Consider the following 15,983-nt stretch of genomic DNA (forward strand, 5'->3'; position numbering starts at 1 on the left):
CGCTTGGGTGAAAGGAGGAGAGGCGAAATCTCCCACGGATCTGTACTGCGTCAACAGTCAGAATCGGGCTTTGTCCCTCCTCCTCCCTTCAAGTCCTACCATACAAGCGGGCTTGCCCGCGATGAGGCGATAACATTCGACATTGATGTTGAATGTGCCGCCGCTATCGCGGGCAAGCCCGCTCCCACAGGGAAAGTGTGTTGGATCGGGCCCGGTGTCAGGTCTTAAGACCGGCACGCCGGGCCAAGTTCCTCAGGCGATGCCCAGAACCTTGAAAACAAATGCATATTCGAGTGCTACGTCACGTAATCCCTGATAGCGACCGCTCATCCCGCCATGCCCGGCGCCCAATTCAGTCTTGAGCAACAGGGGATTGGTGTCGGTTTTGGTCGCGCGCAATTTCGCCACCCACTTCGCCGCTTCCCAATACTGCACGCGACTGTCGTTGTAGCCGGCGATCACTAGCGTGGCGGGATACGCCTGTGCGGTGACGTTTTCGTACGGGGCGTAGGCCTTGATCCGCTCATAGACGTCCGGCTCTTGCGGATTGCCCCATTCGTCGTATTCGGTGACGGTCAACGGCAGGTCCGGGTCGAGCATGGTGTTGAGCACGTCGACGAACGGCACTTCGGCAATCGCCGCAGCGAACAGTTCCGGACGCTGGTTAAGCACCGCGCCGATCAGCAGCCCACCGGCGCTGCCACCGCTGATCGCCAGTTGTCGAGAGGTGGTGAAGCCGTTGGCAATCAGGTGTTCGGCGCAGGCAATGAAGTCGCTGAAGGTGTTGTGCTTGTGTTCCTGCTTGCCGGCGCGATACCAGGCCTCCCCGAGTTCACCGCCGCCACGCACGTGCGCAATGGCAAACGCCACGCCGCGATCCAGCAAGCTGAGACGGGCATGGGAGAACCACGGGTCGAGGCTTTCGCCGTAAGCGCCGTAGCCATACAGATAAAGCGGTGTGGGTTTTCCGAGTGCTTCACGTTTGACCACCAGGCTGATCGGCACTTGCGTACCGTCCGGTGCGGTAGCCCAGAGGCGCTGGCTGACGTAGGCATCAGCGTCGAACGGGCCGAGCACCGGGGTTTCCTTGAGGACCTTTTGCTCGCCGCTACCCAACTCAAGCTGGCGGATTTGCGCCGGACGGTTCAACGCCTCATAACGCAGGCGGATCTTGTCGCTGACGAATTCCAGACTGTTCTGCACGTGCAGGCTGTACGCCGCATCCGGTAGTTGCACACGGTAGCTCGGCAGGTCTTGCGGGTGGACTTCGATGATCGGCAAGCCGCCTTCACGCAGGCTCAGGGTCATGGCCCCGGTATTCAGGCTCATGCCTTCGATCATCGTGGTGGCGCTGTGCGGGATCAGGTTCTGCCAGTCGGCTTCGGTCGGCGCGGCGCCGGTGTCGACCGCCGTGTACAAGGCGAAGTTGATGCCGTCGCGGTTGGTGCGAATGAACCAGGTCCATGCGCCGTCGAGGGCGCCGTGGTCGACGTCGTACTCATGGTCTTCAACCCTCGGCGCGATGCAGGTAAAGGCCTGCTGCGGCAGGAAAGCGTCGAGGACCCAGACTTCGCTGGTGGTTTTACTGCCCACGGACAGCAGCAATTGCTGCTCCGAACTCGAGCGGTAGCAATGCATGAAGAAGCGACCGTCGGTCTCATGGAACACTTCTTCGGCCGCCGTGCCGTCCAGCCGATAGCGGAACAGTTTGTGCGGGCGGTGGGTGTCGTCCAGTTCGCCAAAGAACAGCGTCAGGCTGTCATTGGCCCAGGTCATGCTGCCGTCGCAGTCCTGGAATTCCAGTTCGCTGACACGTCCGCTGGATAATTCCTTCACGAACAGCGTGTAAATCTCATCGCCGGTGGTGTCGAGGCTGTAGGCCAGGCGCTGGTGGTCGGGGCTGATGCTGAAGGCGCCGAGGGAGAAAAAACCGCCCTTGGCCAGTTCGTTCGGGTCCAGCAGCAGTTGTTCCTGGCTTTCGTCGAGCTGCAGGCTGTCGTCGGCCGGGCGCGGGCAGCGGTAATGACGGGCGTATTCGTCACCGGCCGTGGTGCGCGTGTAATACAGGTATGGGCCCCACGGGGAGGGCAGCGACAGGTCGGTTTCGAGAATCCGCCCCTTGATCTCTTCGAACAGGGTCTCGCGCAGTTCGGCCTGATCGGCGGTTTGCGCCTCCTGATAGCGATTTTCAGCGTTCAGGTAGTCCAGCACCAAAGGGGTGTCGCGCTCCTGCAGCCAGGCATACGGGTCAGAACCTTCAGCCTTGTGGGCAATGGGCGCGTCGGAAACGTTGGCGGATAGGGGCATGAAAGACTCTCGAACAATGTACGGAATAGGGGCTTCACACAGTGTAGGAGCGAGCTTGCTCGCGATGGAGTGTCAGTCGCCATTGACGCTCAATGACACACCGCTATCGCGAGCAAGCTCGCTCCTACAGGTTTCGTGTCCCGACCGACTGGCATTGGGGCAAGCCTGATGTGCGAAAAGTCGTTACTATAAGCGCCTCTTTGCCTGCCTTGCCATGGACACCATGACCGAGAACGACTATCTGATCGCTTGGGGCCTCTACGCCTTTGCCGCTTTGGGCTGCCTGTTGGTGTGGATGCGCTTGACCCGCTGGATGTGGCGTTGGCTGCGTGAACCGCTGCGGCTGTTGGTGGCCGTGTTGCTGTTCAGCCCGACCATCATCGATCCGGTGAAGGAAAAAGTCGCCCCGGCCATTGCCATTACGGCCCTGGACCTCGCCTTCAAGGTCGGCAACAACGCCTGGCGGGCGATTTCCGATCTGTTGATGTACGGCATGATCGCCTTCGGCATTTACCTGGTGTTCGTGGCGATCCGTTTCCCCATCGAACGCGCCTCCAGGGCTCGCAAGGAACAGGCGGCCGCCGCCAAGGCTGCGGCCCGAGCCGACGAACCGGAAGACGATCAGCCTTTCGGTGGTGCCGGTGATGATCGTTACGGTCGTCCACCGGTCCCGAGCAATCCTCAGCGTATGCGCGTAGAACCACGGTTGTAACCTTGCCCCTTGCCTTGAATCGAGAATCCGAACATGTGTGAATTGTTGGGCATGAGCGCCAATGTGCCGACCGATATCGTGTTCAGCTTCACCGGGCTGATGCAGCGAGGTGGGCGCACCGGGCCGCACCGTGACGGTTGGGGCATCGCTTTCTATGAAGGCCGTGGCCTGCGATTGTTCCAGGACCCGGCCGCGAGCAGCGAATCGGAAGTGGCGAACCTGGTGCAGCGCTACCCGATCAAGAGCGAAGTGGTGATCGGCCACATCCGCCAGGCCAACGTCGGCAAGGTCTGCCTCTCCAATACCCATCCGTTCGTGCGCGAACTGTGGGGGCGCAACTGGTGCTTCGCCCACAACGGCCAGCTCGCGGACTTTGAACCCATCAAGAGTTTCTACCGCCCGGTCGGCGATACCGACAGCGAAGCGGCGTTCTGCGATTTGCTCAACCGGGTGCGCGCAGCGTTCCCCGAACCGGTAGAGATCGAAGCGCTGCTGCCGGACCTGGTGGCCGCCTGCGCCGAATACCGCAGCAAAGGCGTGTTCAACTGCCTGCTCAGCGATGGCGATTGGCTGTTCTGCTATTGCTCGACCAAATTGGCGCAGATTACCCGTCGCGCACCGTTCGGCCCGGCGCGCTTGAAGGATGTCGATGTGATCGTCGACTTCCAGGCTGAAACCACGCCCAACGATGTGGTCACGGTGATCGCCACCGAACCCCTGACTGAAAATGAAACCTGGACCCGCTACGAACCGGGCCAATGGAGCCTCTGGCGACGCGGTGAATGCGTCAGCCAGGGCAAGACCGAATAAGGACTCTGCCCCATGTTGCTCAGTTATCTACGGCTGGTGCTGTTCGCCGCGGGCCTGTTGATCGGTGTCCAGGTGCCGGGTTTCATCAGCGATTACGCCAAGCGGGTCGAAGCGCATCTGATTGAAGCGCAGACCTCTTTGAGTGGTTTTCAGGGCACGGCCAATCAGTTCTTCAAGGGTGACATGCAGGCGTTGGTCGCCCATTACCGCGCCAGCGAAGATCCGATCTTTCGCAGCGATGCCGACAGCCTGAGTACCTTGCTTACCCGTCAGATCGCTCTCGACAAGCAATTCCAGGCCATGCAGGGCCCGTGGTACATCCGCTTCCTGCAAGTGGCGCTGGCCGCCGACCCGGATATCCGCAAGGAAACCTGGAATGGCTACAGCTACCAGATCCTGCTGACGCCGGAAGCGATGATCTGGGGCATGAGCGGCGCGTTGCTGCTGTCGTTCGGCATCGAGTGCCTGTTCCGACTGATCGACTGGGTGGTGCTGGGCGGCAAACGCCTGCGCCAGAGCCGCCCGATCGAAGATCGCGATGTGCGCGGTCTTTGATCCGTCCAAGATCGCAGCCTCGTTTCACTCGACAGCTCCTACAGGGGAATGCAAGACCCTTGTAGGAGCTGTCGAGTGAAACGAGGCTGCGATCTTTTGATCTTCAACGACTCAAGACGATGTAGTTTTCACCCACCTTGCGCGCATACCCCTTCAGCACTTGCTGGCACAACGCAACAATCTCCTCGACCCACTCCACGCCCGTGCGCCACGACACCACCACCTGCAAATCCGGCGGTCGTTGATCGATCGCCAGCAAGGTCAATTCCCCCCGCGCCAGCTCCTCGGCGACCAATACCGGCGGCAACGCGCCGATGCCGAAGCCGTCCCGCAGCAAGCGGGTAATCGCCGACACCGAGTTCACGCAGTTCAGGCGTGGTGTCACAACACCACCGGCCTGCATCAGGGCTAGAATTTCCTGATGCGGATGGGAGTTTTTCGAGTACGTAATGATCCGTTCCCGAGCCAGGTCGGCGATGCCCGAATACTCGCGGTTGTAGATCGAATTACTGGCCACGATCCAGCCCATGGGATGGCTGGCCAGTTCCAGGCTGCGCACGCTTTCCTGGCGCAGCAGGTCGGTTTGCAGGATCAGGTCGAGAAAACCTTTTTGCAGTTGATCGCAGAGGTTGAGCGAGGTATCGGCCACCAGCTCGATTTCCACCAGCGGATAGTGATCCATCATCTGTGCTACCAATGGGCTCAGCCACGTGTGAATGACCGTGTCCATGACGCCGATCCGCACGCGTCCGACCTTGCTCGAACGGGTTTCGATCGACTGCTTGAGGGCTTGCATGGTGTCCATCATCTGCTCGGCATAATCGAGCACTTTCAAGCCTTCGGGTGTCAGGCTCACGCCGCGTGAATCGCGCAGGAACAGCTTCACGCCGAGCTCGCCTTCGAGCACCGCGATGCGGCTGGAAATCGACGCCTGGGCGGTGAAGAGCTTGTCTGCCGTCAGGCGAAAACTCTTGAGACGGGCGACCCAGACGAAGGTCTCGAGAAATTTCAGGTTCATGCGATCAACTTTTTCTTATGCATAGGCCGGGGTTTTATTAGTTGGACGTAGAAGGGCCGGGCGCCCAAAAATCGACGCATCCGGTTCCCACGATAGGCGTCGTCGGGGCTCAGAACAATACCAATAAAATCAGCGCGGAGATTTGCCATGAGTGCGCCCGACACCACAGCCATCCCGAAAGCCACGGCTCGCCCGGGTCCTTTCGACTGGTACAAAAACATCAATCAGCAGGAACGCCGCACGTTCTGGAGCTGCAAGATCGGCTATGGCCTGGACGGCATGGACACTCAGATGCTCAGCTTCGTGGTGCCGACCCTGATTGCCATGTGGGGCATCACCACCGGCGAGGCCGGGCTGATTCACACCAGCACCCTGATTGCCTCGGCCATCGGCGGCTGGGTGGCGGGGATTCTCTCCGACCGCATCGGCCGCGTACGCACCTTGCAACTCACCGTGCTGTGGTTCGCCTTCTTCACTTTCCTGTGTGGCTTCGCCCAAAACTACGAGCAACTGCTGATCAGCCGCACCTTGATGGGCTTCGGTTTCGGCGGTGAATGGACCGCTGGCGCCGTGCTGATGGGCGAAGTGATTCGCGCCAAGGACCGCGGCAAAGCGGTGGGCATGGTGCAATCGGGCTGGGCGCTGGGTTGGGGGCTGACGGCGATTCTGTATGCACTGCTGTTCTCGATCATGCCGCCGGAAGACGCCTGGCGCGCGCTGTTCATCCTCGGCATCGTGCCGGCGATTTTCGTGATCTTCGTTCGTCGTCTGGTCAAAGACCCTGAGATTTATCGCGAAGCCAAAGCCAGGCAGGAACCGAGCAACCCGGCGAAGTTCTACGAGATCTTTGCCCCCGGCATCCTCTTCACCACGATTCGCGCTTCGGTGCTGACCACCGGTGCACTGGGCGGCTACTACGCAATCACGTCTTGGCTGCCGACTTTTCTGAAGAACGAACGCGGCTTGAGCGTACTCGGCACGGGTGGTTATCTGGCGATGGTGATCGTCGGTTCCTACGTCGGCTATGTCATCAGCGCGTATTTGACTGACATCCTTGGCCGTAAGAAGAACTTTATTCTGTTCGCGGTCGGCTCGTTCACCATCGTTCTGCTCTACACCCAGTTGCCGGTCAGCAACGCTGTGATGCTCTGGCTGGGCTTTCCGCTGGGCTTCTTCGCTTCGGGTATTTTCAGTGGCAGGGGTGCGTTTTTGACCGAGTTGTTTCCAACGCGGATTCGAGGCTCGGGCCAGGGCTTTTGCTACAACATCGGCCGGGCGCTGGCGGCGTTGTTCCCGCTGCTGGTCGGTTTGCTCAGCCAGAAAGTGCCACTGAGCGTGGGCATCGGGGCTTTCGCGGCGGTTTCCTACGGGGTGGTCATCCTCGCGGCGCTGAGCCTGCCGGAAACCCGTGGCAAGCAACTGGACGCCGAGTAACTGATAATCTGCGGGGTATCTGCCCGGCAGTAAAAAAACAATATGCCTACAGGAGTGTTCAGCATGAGCCGCCTGCTATTGAACTGCGACATCGGCGAGAGTTTCGGCAACTGGACCATGGGTCTGGACGCCGAGGTCATGCCCTTCATCGATTGTGCCAACATCGCCTGCGGCTTCCACGCTGGCGACCCGAGCATCATGCGCAAGACGGTCAGCCTGGCCCTGAGTAATGGCGTGCAGATCGGCGCGCATCCGGCCTATCAAGACCTGGTGGGCTTCGGCCGGCGTTCCATGGCCTACACCGCGCAGGAACTTCAAGACATTCTGCATTACCAGATCGGCGCCCTCGACGGTATCTGCCGGGCCCAGGGCGGAAGCCTGAGTTACGTCAAACCCCACGGTGCGATGTACAACGACATGATGGCCAACCCGGCGCAATTGCGCGCAGTGCTGCAGGCCGTGGCGTCCTACGACCGGCAATTGCCGCTGATGCTGATGGCCACTCGCGACAACAGCGCCGCCCAGCGAATGGGCGATGAATATGGCGTAATCCTGTGGTTCGAAGCCTTTGCCGATCGCGCTTACGACAGCGCGGGCATGCTGGTGTCGCGGCAACTGCCGGGTGCGGTGCATCACGATCCCGAGAAAATCATCGAGCAGGCGCTGACCATTGCCCGTGGCGGCGATCTGATCGCCAGCGACGGCAGCCCCTTGCACTTGCAGGCCAATACCCTGTGCGTACACGGCGACAACGCCAGTTCGGTCGCCGCGGTGCGGCGTATTCGTGATGCCTTGAATCGGCAGAGCGCGCCATGAAACTGCGCGTGGAAGTGGTCGCGCTGGATTGCCTGATGGTGCGTCTGTTCGATGAGATTGCCGAGGCCAACATGCCGTGGATGCTCGCTGCCAGCGAAAGTCTGCGTGCGGCGTTCGCCGGGCATCTGATCGACCTGGTGCCGTCCTATACGACGTTAATGGTGCATTACGATCTGACCGCGCTGAATCCGTCTCAGGCTCGGGAATTGATCGCGCAAGCTTTGATCGATCTTTCGCCAAACGCCAGTATTGGCGGCAAATGCCATGTTTTGCCGGTCTGGTACGACTTGAGTGTTGGCCCGGAGCTGAGTCTGTTGTCCAAGCGCAGCGGGCTGACGGTGGAGGAGGTGATCTGTCGTCACAGCGAACGTGAGTACCAGGTATTCGCGCTGGGCTTTGCGCCGGGGTTTGCCTTCATGGGGCTGGTGGAAGAAGTGCTCGCCGCGCCGCGTCTGAATACTCCACGCAAGAAAGTCGCTGCCGGCAGTGTCGGTATCGCCGAACGCCAGACGGCGGCTTATCCGGTGGTGTCTCCTGGCGGCTGGAACCTGATCGGCCGCACACCGGCCAAACTGTTCGACCGCGAACGCGACGGCTACAGCCTGATGCAACCGGGCGACACGGTGCGCTTCGAAGCGGTCAGTCACGCCGAATTCATCAACCTGGGCGGTGACGACACGCCACTGGAGGCGCAGGCATGAGCCGTCTATCCATTGAAGCCAGTACACCGCTGTGCCTGTTGCAGGACGCGGGCCGTTTCGGCGTGCGGCACTTGGGCGTGACCCAGGGCGGCGGGCTGGATTGGCGATCGATGTCCTGGGCTAATTGGCTGCTGGGCAATGGGCTGGATGCGCCGGTGATCGAAATCACCCTTGGCGGGTTCACCGTAGTGGCCGAGGACGATTGCGTGCTGGCACTGGCCGGAGCGGATCTTGGCGCACAAGTGAATGGCGAAGCCTTAGCGCCTTGGCGCAGCTTCCGGCTGAACAAAGGCCAGCGATTGCAGTTCACTCAGCCGTTGCTGGGCGCTCGGGCTTACCTGGCCGCACCGGGCGGATTTGATGCGCCCAAGGTACTGGGCAGCAGCGCGACGGTGGTCCGTGAAGAACTCGGTGGGCTGGATGGCCTGGGCCGGGCGTTGGCCAAAGGCGCGTCGTTGAGCTATTCGGGCAGTGCGTTGTTGTTGCTGCGGGAGTTGCCGCACGAGCATGTACCGAATTTAAAACTGGATGCGCCGCTTGACCTGGTACTCGGTGCGCAAATCGGCGAGTTCAGTGGCCAGAGTTTGTTCGACGCGTTCAACAGTGCCTGGACCCTCGACAGCCGTGCCGACCGGATGGGCATTCGCTTGCTGGGAACGGCTTTGCAGTATCAGGGCAAACCGATGATTTCCGAAGGCATCCCGCTGGGCGCGGTCCAGGTGCCACCGGATGGGCAGCCGATTGTATTGCTCAATGATCGGCAGACCATCGGCGGCTATCCGCGATTGGGGGCGTTGACGCCGTTGGCCTTGGCGCGGCTGGCGCAGTGTTTGCCGGGGGCTACGGTGAGGTTGAAGCCGGTGGTGCAGGATGTCGCGCATCGCGAACAGGTCGAGTATTTGCGCCGATTTTTGAACCGTTAAAAGCATCGCGGGCAAGCCCGGCTCCCACAGGGTTTGGGGTGGCTCACATATTTGTGAACGACATCAATCCCTGTGGGAGCCGGGCTTGCCCGCGATGGGGGCCTGAAGGGCTGCGAAGATTACTTTGAAAGAAACCGCATCCCTTCCTCCAATCCCCGCAACGTCAGCGGGTACATCTGGTCGTCGATCAAGTCCCGAACGATATTGGTCGAAGACGTATAACCCCACGTATCTTTCGGATACGGATTGATCCAGATGACCTTCTTGTACTTCGCCATGAAGCGCTGCATCCACACGTAACCGGCTTCTTCGTTCCAGTGCTCGACACTGCCGCCGGCCTGGGTGATTTCGTAGGGCGCCATGGCGGCATCACCAATGAAAATCACTTTGTAGTCAGCGCCATATTTGTGCAGCAAGTCCTGGGTAGACGTGCGCTCCGACGTGCGGCGCATGTTGTTCTTCCACACCGATTCATAAACGAAGTTGTGGAAGTAGAAGTACTCAAGGTGCTTGAACTCGGTCTTGCAGGCCGAGAACAATTCCTCGCAGATTTTCACGTGGGCATCCATCGAGCCGCCGATGTCGAACAGCAGCAACAGCTTGACGGTGTTGCGTCGCTCCGGCCGCATCTGGATGTTCAGCAGGCCGGCATCCTTGGCGGTATGGTCGATGGTGCCATCGATGTCCAGCTCTTCCGCCGCCCCCTGGCGGGCGAATTTGCGCAGTCGACGCAGGGCGACCTTGATGTTGCGCGTGCCCAGCTCGACCGAGTCGTCGAGGTTCTTGTACTCGCGTTGATCCCAGACCTTGACCGCTTTGCCCTGGCGCTTGCCGGCATCGCCAACCCGAATGCCTTCGGGGTTGAAGCCACCGGAGCCGAATGGGCTGGTGCCGCCGGTGCCGATCCATTTGTTGCCGCCGGCATGGCGTTCTTTCTGCTCTTCGAGGCGTTTCTTGAACTCTTCGATCAGCTTGTCCAGACCGCCGAGGGACTGGATTGCGGCCCGTTCTTCGTCGGTCAGGGAACGTTCGAATTCCTTGCGCAGCCAGTCTTCCGGGATCAGCGCCTGAAGGTGATCGTCGAGCTTTTCCAGGCCATTGAAGTAGGCTCCGAAGGCCCGGTCGAATTTGTCGAAATGCTTTTCGTCCTTCACCAGAATCGCCCGGGACAGGTAATAAAACTCGTCCATGTCGGCGAAGGTCACGCGCTGTTTCAGCGCGTTGATCAGGTCCAGCAGCTCGCGCACCGAGACCGGCACCTTGGCGGCGCGCATTTCATTGAACAGGTTGAGCAGCATGGCGATCAGCCTCTTAGCGGGTGCCGCGACGGCTCATGAACGCCAGGCGCTCAAGCAGTTGCACGTCCTGTTCGTTCTTCACCAGGGCACCGGCCAGCGGCGGAATGGCCTTGGTCGGATCGCGTTCGCGCAGCACGGCTTCGCCGATGTTGTCGGCCATCAACAGTTTCAGCCAGTCCACCAGTTCGGAGGTCGATGGTTTCTTCTTCAGGCCCGGCACCTTGCGCACGTCGAAGAACACGTCCAGCGCTTCGCTGACCAGGTCTTTCTTGATGTTCGGGTAATGCACGTCGACGATCTTCTGCAGCGTCACGCGATCCGGGAAGGCGATGTAGTGGAAGAAGCAACGGCGCAGGAAAGCGTCCGGCAGCTCTTTCTCGTTGTTGGAGGTAATGATGATGATCGGGCGTTTCTTGGCCTTGATGGTCTCGTCGATCTCGTAAACGTAGAACTCCATCTTGTCGAGTTCTTGCAGCAGGTCGTTCGGGAACTCGATGTCGGCCTTGTCGATTTCGTCGATCAGCAGAATTACCCGCTCTTCGGATTCGAAAGCCTCCCAGAGCTTGCCCTTTTTCAGGTAGTTGCGAACGTCGTGGACCTTTTCGGTGCCCAGTTGCGAGTCGCGCAGGCGGCTGACCGCGTCGTACTCGTACAGGCCCTGATGCGCCTTGGTGGTGGACTTGATGTGCCAGGTGATCAGCTTCGCGCCAAAGGACTCGGCCAGTTGTTCGGCGAGCATGGTCTTGCCGGTGCCCGGTTCGCCCTTGACCAGCAATGGACGTTCCAGAGTGATGGCGGCGTTGACCGCCAGCTTCAGGTCATCGGTGGCGACGTAGGCCTGGGTGCCTTCGAACTTCATCTGCTAATCCTCGAACGGTAACGCCGACCTGAACGAGGCAGGGCGGGGCGCAATAAGTTGTAGTACCCGACTATAACGCGGTGCCCGGTCGACTGTGAACGCAGACGGCTTATTCAGTCTCTGAATGGGGCGTCACATCTTGACTCAGTCTCGGCTGCTGGCCAGTATTGAGCTATCGCCATATTGGCGATAGCTTGCCGGGCATGTCTACTAAATATCGGTTTCGAGATACGTATCGCATTCAGTTGCGCGAGAAGGATCATCCGCCGCCCCATGTCCACCTCACCGGTGGCGGGCTCGATGTGATGCTTTGCCTAATAACCCTCGAAGTGATGGTGGGCAGGGCACCGCCGCTGATTATCAAGGAAGCGCTGGAGTGGGTCAGGGCCCATCAGGTGCAATTGCTGGAGGATTGGAAACGATGTTACCCATGAAGCGACCACGGCTGTCGGCCGTGCAGGCATTGCCGGATTACCGTCTCGCACTGACTTTTATCGACGGTCAGCAACTGACGCTCGATTTGAGTCGCGATTTGCACGCCTTTCCAGGGTTGCAACCCTTGCTAGTGGATCACGCATTTAACAGTGCAACCCTGGGCGATGAGGGTTGGTGTGTCGAGTGGCCTGAACGGGATATCCAGATTGGCGCCGACACCTTGTATCTGGATGCGCTCGCGCAAAATGCCTCGGACGAAAACACCCGGATCTTCATCGACTGGCGTGCTCGCACCGGCTTACCGCTCAATCAGGCCGCCGAGGCGCTGGGCGTCAGTGCCCGAAGCATCACCCGCTACAGCAGTGGTCGTGAAGCCGTGCCCCGATCGTTGGCGCTGGCCTGCCTGGGCTGGGACTTCCTGCAGCAGCAAGCGAACCCGGCACGGGCAGCGGAAGAAACCGGTCGCTACACCGTTACACGCAAACCTTAACCGGTGTCCGGCTTCGGCCGTTCGTACCGGGCGTTGAACGCCTGAATGAAACCATTGCGTAAAATCTGCAAAAACGCCTGGAACGCGCTGATATCTTGTCTATGCACGTTGCCGCTCAATTCAACACGAGTCGCAAACTGGTTCTTGCCCTGATTTTTCAGCACGGTTTCGCCGCCGCCGACAATGGCCTCCCAAATGGAGCGGAAAAGTCCTTTGTCCTTGTTTTCCACGTCCTGCTGCCAATTGAACACATCAACGTCTTTCAACAGCGGCTTGATGTAACCGGTTAATTGAGCTTTTTTGGCCTGTGCCTCAATCACCACGTCACCGTGACCGGCATTGAAGTCGAACTTGCCATAAGCCGAGGCGAAGTCGTTCATGCGTTTGAGTTCGATGTCCTTGGCCCGCAGCCGGAATTGGAAGTCTTCGAAATTGCTCAGCGGATCGAAGGTCGCGGTGGTTTCCAATGGCGCGTGTCCCAGCAATAACGCCTTGCCTTCGAAACGAGCGTCACGTTTGCCTTCGGTGTCGACCACGTTTGTCAGGTTGTAAATACTGGCGTTGACCTGGGTGGCGTTCATATTGACGGGGGGTTTGGAACTGAAATTCCGAAAGCTGATCTTGCCGTCGTCAATGCGCACTTCGTTCAAGGTGATCGGCAGCAACTTGCCCAGTTGCGCGCGCCAGTCGGTGCCTCGACCGGTCTGGGAATTCTGTTTGTTGGCGCCGCCATCGACGAAGTTCACCTCGGGTTTGATGAACTGCACCTCGGCCACCACCGCGTGGTCGTACCAGAGCGAGTGCCAACTGACCGAGAGATCGATCAGCGGCGCATTGACGAAGGGCACCGGGACCTTGCCGTCGACCTTGACGATTTTCAGTCCGTTGATTTTGTAGGCGCCGCGCCACAGCGCCAGGTCGACGTCGGTGATCTGGCCACGGTAGTCACCCATGTCCGCCAGTTTTTCGTTCAGGTAGTTGCGCACCATGTAGGGCAGGGCGACGTGCAGGGCAACCAGCAGCACGACGAGGCCCGCGAGGGTCCACAGGGGCCAACTGTATCGACGCTTCATGGTGGCAGTTCTCCGGCTATGTAAAGCCATTGACTGCGGCGTTCAGCGGACGTTCGACCCGACTGGACGCCCACGGGCAACAGGCATACCGTGGGGACCTTATTCAACGCTGTATAAGGACCCAGCCATGAGCCGTATTTTCGCTGACAACGCCCATTCCATTGGCAATACACCGCTGGTGCAGATCAACCGCATCGCGCCGCGCGGCGTTACCATCCTGGCCAAGATCGAAGGGCGTAACCCCGGATATTCAGTCAAGTGCCGGATCGGCGCGAGCATGATCTGGGACGCCGAAAGCACCGGCAAACTCAAGCCTGGCATGACCATCGTCGAACCGACTTCCGGCAATACCGGCATTGGCCTGGCCTTCGTGGCCGCCGCTCGCGGTTACAAATTGATGTTGACCATGCCTTCGTCCATGAGCATCGAGCGACGCAAAGTGCTCAAGGCACTGGGTGCCGAACTGGTCCTGACCGAGCCAGCCAAGGGCATGAAAGGCGCGATCGAAAAGGCCGCTGAAATTGTTGCCAGCGATCCGTCTGCCTACTTCATGCCGTCGCAGTTTGAAAACCCGGCCAACCCGGCCATTCACGAAAAAACCACCGGCCCGGAAATCTGGAACGACACCGACGGTTCTGTCGACGTTTTGGTGGCAGGTGTCGGAACCGGCGGAACCATTACCGGGGTTTCGCGGTATATCAAGAATACGCAGGGCAAACCGATCATCTCGGTGGCGGTGGAACCGGCGGTATCGCCGGTGATTACCCAGGCGATGGCGGGCGAGGAGATCAAGCCGAGTCCTCACAAGATCCAGGGCATCGGCGCCGGTTTTGTGCCGAAGAACCTGGACCTGTCGATGGTCGATCGGGTCGAATTGGTCAGCGACGAGGAATCCAAGGCCATGGCCCTGCGCTTGATGCAGGAAGAAGGGATTTTGTGTGGTATTTCCTGTGGCGCTGCCATGGCTGTGGCGGTACGCATGGCAGAAACGCCGGAGATGCAGGGCAAGACCATCGTGGTGATCCTGCCGGATTCCGGTGAGCGTTACCTGTCGAGCATGTTGTTCAGTGACCTGTTTACCGAACAGGAGAACCACCAGTAACACCGAGTTTGGTTGGCGCCATCGCGAATACGCCTCGCTCCTGTAGGAGCGAGTCTTGCCCGCGAATGCCACGCAACGGTCTGGAAAATGAATAAGCTGACTCAGGTCAGCCCCTGTTCAGGTGCCCTATGTTAAGAAGTGCTTTATTGCACAATCCTTAACATTGAATGTTGAGTTATGCGGGTTTTTCCCGTGGCCGGTAATGTTTATCATGGCCGGCTGCCACGTCGGGTAAATGGCGTTGTGCAGAGTTGTTTTATTCTCAAGGAGTTGTGGATGACCTTTTCCTTTGCCGCAAAGGCGTCGCTATTGCTGCTGTTTCTCGGCAGCACTCTCTATGTGCATTTGCGCGGCAAGGCGCGATTGCCGGTCCTGCGTCAGTTCGTCAACCATTCGGCACTGTTCGCGCCTTACAACGCATTGATGTACCTGTTTTCCGGCGTACCGTCCAAGCCCTACCTGGACCGCAGCAAGTTCCCGGAGCTGGACGTGCTCAAGGACAACTGGGAAGTCATCCGCGACGAGGCGATGCACCTGTTTGACGAGGGCTACATCCGCGCCGCCGAAAAGAACAACGACGCCGGTTTTGGCTCGTTTTTCAAGAAAGGCTGGAAGCGTTTCTACCTCAAGTGGTACGACAAACCCCTGCCATCGGCCGAAGCCCTGTGCCCGAAAACCGTGGCACTGGTCAGCAGCATTCCCAATGTCAAAGGCGCCATGTTCGCGTTGCTGCCGGGCGGCAGCCACCTTAACCCGCACCGTGACCCGTTTGCCGGTTCCCTGCGTTATCACCTGGGACTGTCGACGCCGAACTCTGACGACTGCCGCATCTTCGTCGACGGTCAGGAATACGCCTGGCGCGATGGCGAAGACGTGATGTTCGACGAAACCTACGTGCATTGGGTCAAGAACGAAACCGACAAGACCCGGGTCATCCTGTTCTGCGACATTGAACGACCGCTGAGCAACCGCGTCATGACCCGCATCAACCGCTGGATCAGCGGCTGGCTGGGCCGCGCGACTGCGCCGCAGAACCTTGATGATGAACGCGTTGGCGGAATCAACCAGGCTTATGCCTGGAGCAAGAACTCCAGCGATAAATTCAGCGGTGTGGTCAAACAGTGGAAACGTCGCAACCCCAAAGCCTACCGCGTGCTGCGGCCAGTGTTGGCGGTGGTGGTGCTGACGTTGTTGGGGTATTGGTTGTTTGGCTGATCCGAACACAAAAATCTCAGGCGAACCCCCTCCCTGTAGCAGCTGGCGAAGCCTGCGTTCGGCTGCGCAGCAGTCGTAAAATCAGGCGACGTGGTGTTTCAGGAAGACCGCGTGCTCAGGTTTCACGACTGCTGCGCAGCCGAACGCAGGCTTCGCCAGCTGCTACAAGGGGTGCGTTGCGGCTGGCCATTGCAATTCTTGTCTCGCGCTGGTTATAGTCGGCGCTCGGTGATTT

16 protein-coding genes are annotated in these 15,983 nt (G+C 59.5%); 11 read left to right on the top strand and 5 right to left on the bottom strand.

The annotated features are described in order from the left end of the window. Positions 1-252 precede the first annotated feature (252 nt). Positions 253-2,307: a S9 family peptidase gene (locus tag AEQ67_RS11375; protein ID WP_059403960.1), complete on the bottom strand. Its 2,055-nt coding sequence runs from the start codon at positions 2,305-2,307 to the stop codon at positions 253-255. A 214-nt stretch (positions 2,308-2,521) separates the two neighbouring features. Between AEQ67_RS11375 and AEQ67_RS11380 the strand changes: the two genes are divergently transcribed. The 3 genes from AEQ67_RS11380 to AEQ67_RS11390 are packed head-to-tail and all read left to right on the top strand — an operon-like array spanning position 2,522 to position 4,384. Next, complete coding sequence (locus tag AEQ67_RS11380; RefSeq protein WP_059403961.1) at positions 2,522-3,019, top strand: hypothetical protein; 498 nt, start codon at positions 2,522-2,524, stop codon at positions 3,017-3,019. 33 nt (positions 3,020-3,052) lie between these two features. Next, the gene (locus AEQ67_RS11385; protein ID WP_059403962.1) at positions 3,053-3,829 is read left to right on the top strand and encodes a class II glutamine amidotransferase; all 777 of its coding nucleotides are present in this window, start codon (positions 3,053-3,055) and stop codon (positions 3,827-3,829) included. A 12-nt stretch (positions 3,830-3,841) separates the two neighbouring features. Then, positions 3,842-4,384, top strand: coding sequence for a DUF2937 family protein (locus AEQ67_RS11390; protein WP_059403963.1), 543 nt, complete (start codon positions 3,842-3,844; stop codon positions 4,382-4,384). Positions 4,385-4,487: 103 nt separating this feature from the next. Here AEQ67_RS11390 and AEQ67_RS11395 read toward each other — a convergent pair whose 3' ends face one another. After that, positions 4,488-5,402 carry a LysR family transcriptional regulator gene (locus tag AEQ67_RS11395; RefSeq protein WP_059403964.1) on the bottom strand — a complete coding sequence of 305 codons (915 nt, stop codon included), beginning with the start codon at positions 5,400-5,402 and terminating at the stop codon, positions 4,488-4,490. Positions 5,403-5,549: 147 nt separating this feature from the next. On the opposite strand from AEQ67_RS11395, the gene AEQ67_RS11400 reads away from it, so the two are divergent. The 4 genes from AEQ67_RS11400 to AEQ67_RS11415 all read left to right on the top strand — a co-directional run bounded on the left by AEQ67_RS11400 (position 5,550) and on the right by AEQ67_RS11415 (position 9,276). After that, positions 5,550-6,836, top strand: a complete 1,287-nt coding sequence (locus AEQ67_RS11400; RefSeq protein ID WP_059403965.1) for an MFS transporter — start codon at positions 5,550-5,552, stop codon at positions 6,834-6,836. 63 nt (positions 6,837-6,899) lie between these two features. Beyond that, the gene (locus tag AEQ67_RS11405) at positions 6,900-7,652 is read left to right on the top strand and encodes a 5-oxoprolinase subunit PxpA (RefSeq protein WP_059403966.1); all 753 of its coding nucleotides are present in this window, start codon (positions 6,900-6,902) and stop codon (positions 7,650-7,652) included. After that, a complete protein-coding gene (gene pxpB, locus AEQ67_RS11410; protein ID WP_059403967.1) occupies positions 7,649-8,353 on the top strand; it encodes a 5-oxoprolinase subunit PxpB in 705 nt (234 codons plus the stop codon). The genes AEQ67_RS11405 and pxpB overlap by 4 nt, the downstream gene beginning before the upstream one ends. After that, positions 8,350-9,276 carry a biotin-dependent carboxyltransferase family protein gene (locus AEQ67_RS11415; protein ID WP_059403968.1) on the top strand — a complete coding sequence of 309 codons (927 nt, stop codon included), beginning with the start codon at positions 8,350-8,352 and terminating at the stop codon, positions 9,274-9,276. The genes pxpB and AEQ67_RS11415 overlap by 4 nt, the downstream gene beginning before the upstream one ends. 119 nt (positions 9,277-9,395) lie before the next feature. Here AEQ67_RS11415 and AEQ67_RS11420 read toward each other — a convergent pair whose 3' ends face one another. Together AEQ67_RS11420 and AEQ67_RS11425 are read right to left on the bottom strand one after the other, a co-directional pair. After that, complete coding sequence (locus AEQ67_RS11420) at positions 9,396-10,574, bottom strand: vWA domain-containing protein (protein WP_059403969.1); 1,179 nt, start codon at positions 10,572-10,574, stop codon at positions 9,396-9,398. 13 nt (positions 10,575-10,587) lie between these two features. After that, the gene (locus tag AEQ67_RS11425; protein WP_010462104.1) at positions 10,588-11,433 is read right to left on the bottom strand and encodes an AAA family ATPase; all 846 of its coding nucleotides are present in this window, start codon (positions 11,431-11,433) and stop codon (positions 10,588-10,590) included. Between the two features lie 203 nt (positions 11,434-11,636). Between AEQ67_RS11425 and AEQ67_RS11430 the strand changes: the two genes are divergently transcribed. Together AEQ67_RS11430 and AEQ67_RS11435 are read left to right on the top strand one after the other, a co-directional pair. Continuing rightward, positions 11,637-11,867 carry a DUF4160 domain-containing protein gene (locus AEQ67_RS11430; RefSeq protein ID WP_059403970.1) on the top strand — a complete coding sequence of 77 codons (231 nt, stop codon included), beginning with the start codon at positions 11,637-11,639 and terminating at the stop codon, positions 11,865-11,867. Further along, positions 11,855-12,358, top strand: a complete 504-nt coding sequence (locus tag AEQ67_RS11435; RefSeq protein WP_059403971.1) for a DUF2442 domain-containing protein — start codon at positions 11,855-11,857, stop codon at positions 12,356-12,358. Before AEQ67_RS11430 ends, AEQ67_RS11435 begins: the two co-directional genes overlap by 13 nt. On the opposite strand, the gene AEQ67_RS11440 is transcribed toward AEQ67_RS11435, so the two are convergent. Next, on the bottom strand, positions 12,355-13,461 hold the full coding sequence (locus tag AEQ67_RS11440; RefSeq protein WP_442965634.1) for a DUF748 domain-containing protein: 1,107 nt from the start codon (positions 13,459-13,461) through the stop codon (positions 12,355-12,357). The two genes, AEQ67_RS11435 and AEQ67_RS11440, sit on opposite strands and share 4 nt — an antisense overlap. Positions 13,462-13,558: 97 nt before the next feature. On the opposite strand from AEQ67_RS11440, the gene cysK reads away from it, so the two are divergent. Both cysK and AEQ67_RS11450 read left to right on the top strand, forming a co-directional pair. Then, positions 13,559-14,533 (top strand): cysteine synthase A, encoded by a 975-nt coding sequence (cysK, locus tag AEQ67_RS11445; protein WP_059403973.1) that lies wholly within the window; start codon positions 13,559-13,561, stop codon positions 14,531-14,533. Between the two features lie 276 nt (positions 14,534-14,809). Further along, the gene (locus AEQ67_RS11450) at positions 14,810-15,748 is read left to right on the top strand and encodes an aspartyl/asparaginyl beta-hydroxylase domain-containing protein (RefSeq protein ID WP_059403974.1); all 939 of its coding nucleotides are present in this window, start codon (positions 14,810-14,812) and stop codon (positions 15,746-15,748) included. The last annotated feature ends 235 nt before the right edge of the window (positions 15,749-15,983 follow it).

The organism is Pseudomonas sp. RIT-PI-q (assembly GCF_001297125.1).
Classification (GTDB): domain Bacteria; phylum Pseudomonadota; class Gammaproteobacteria; order Pseudomonadales; family Pseudomonadaceae; genus Aquipseudomonas.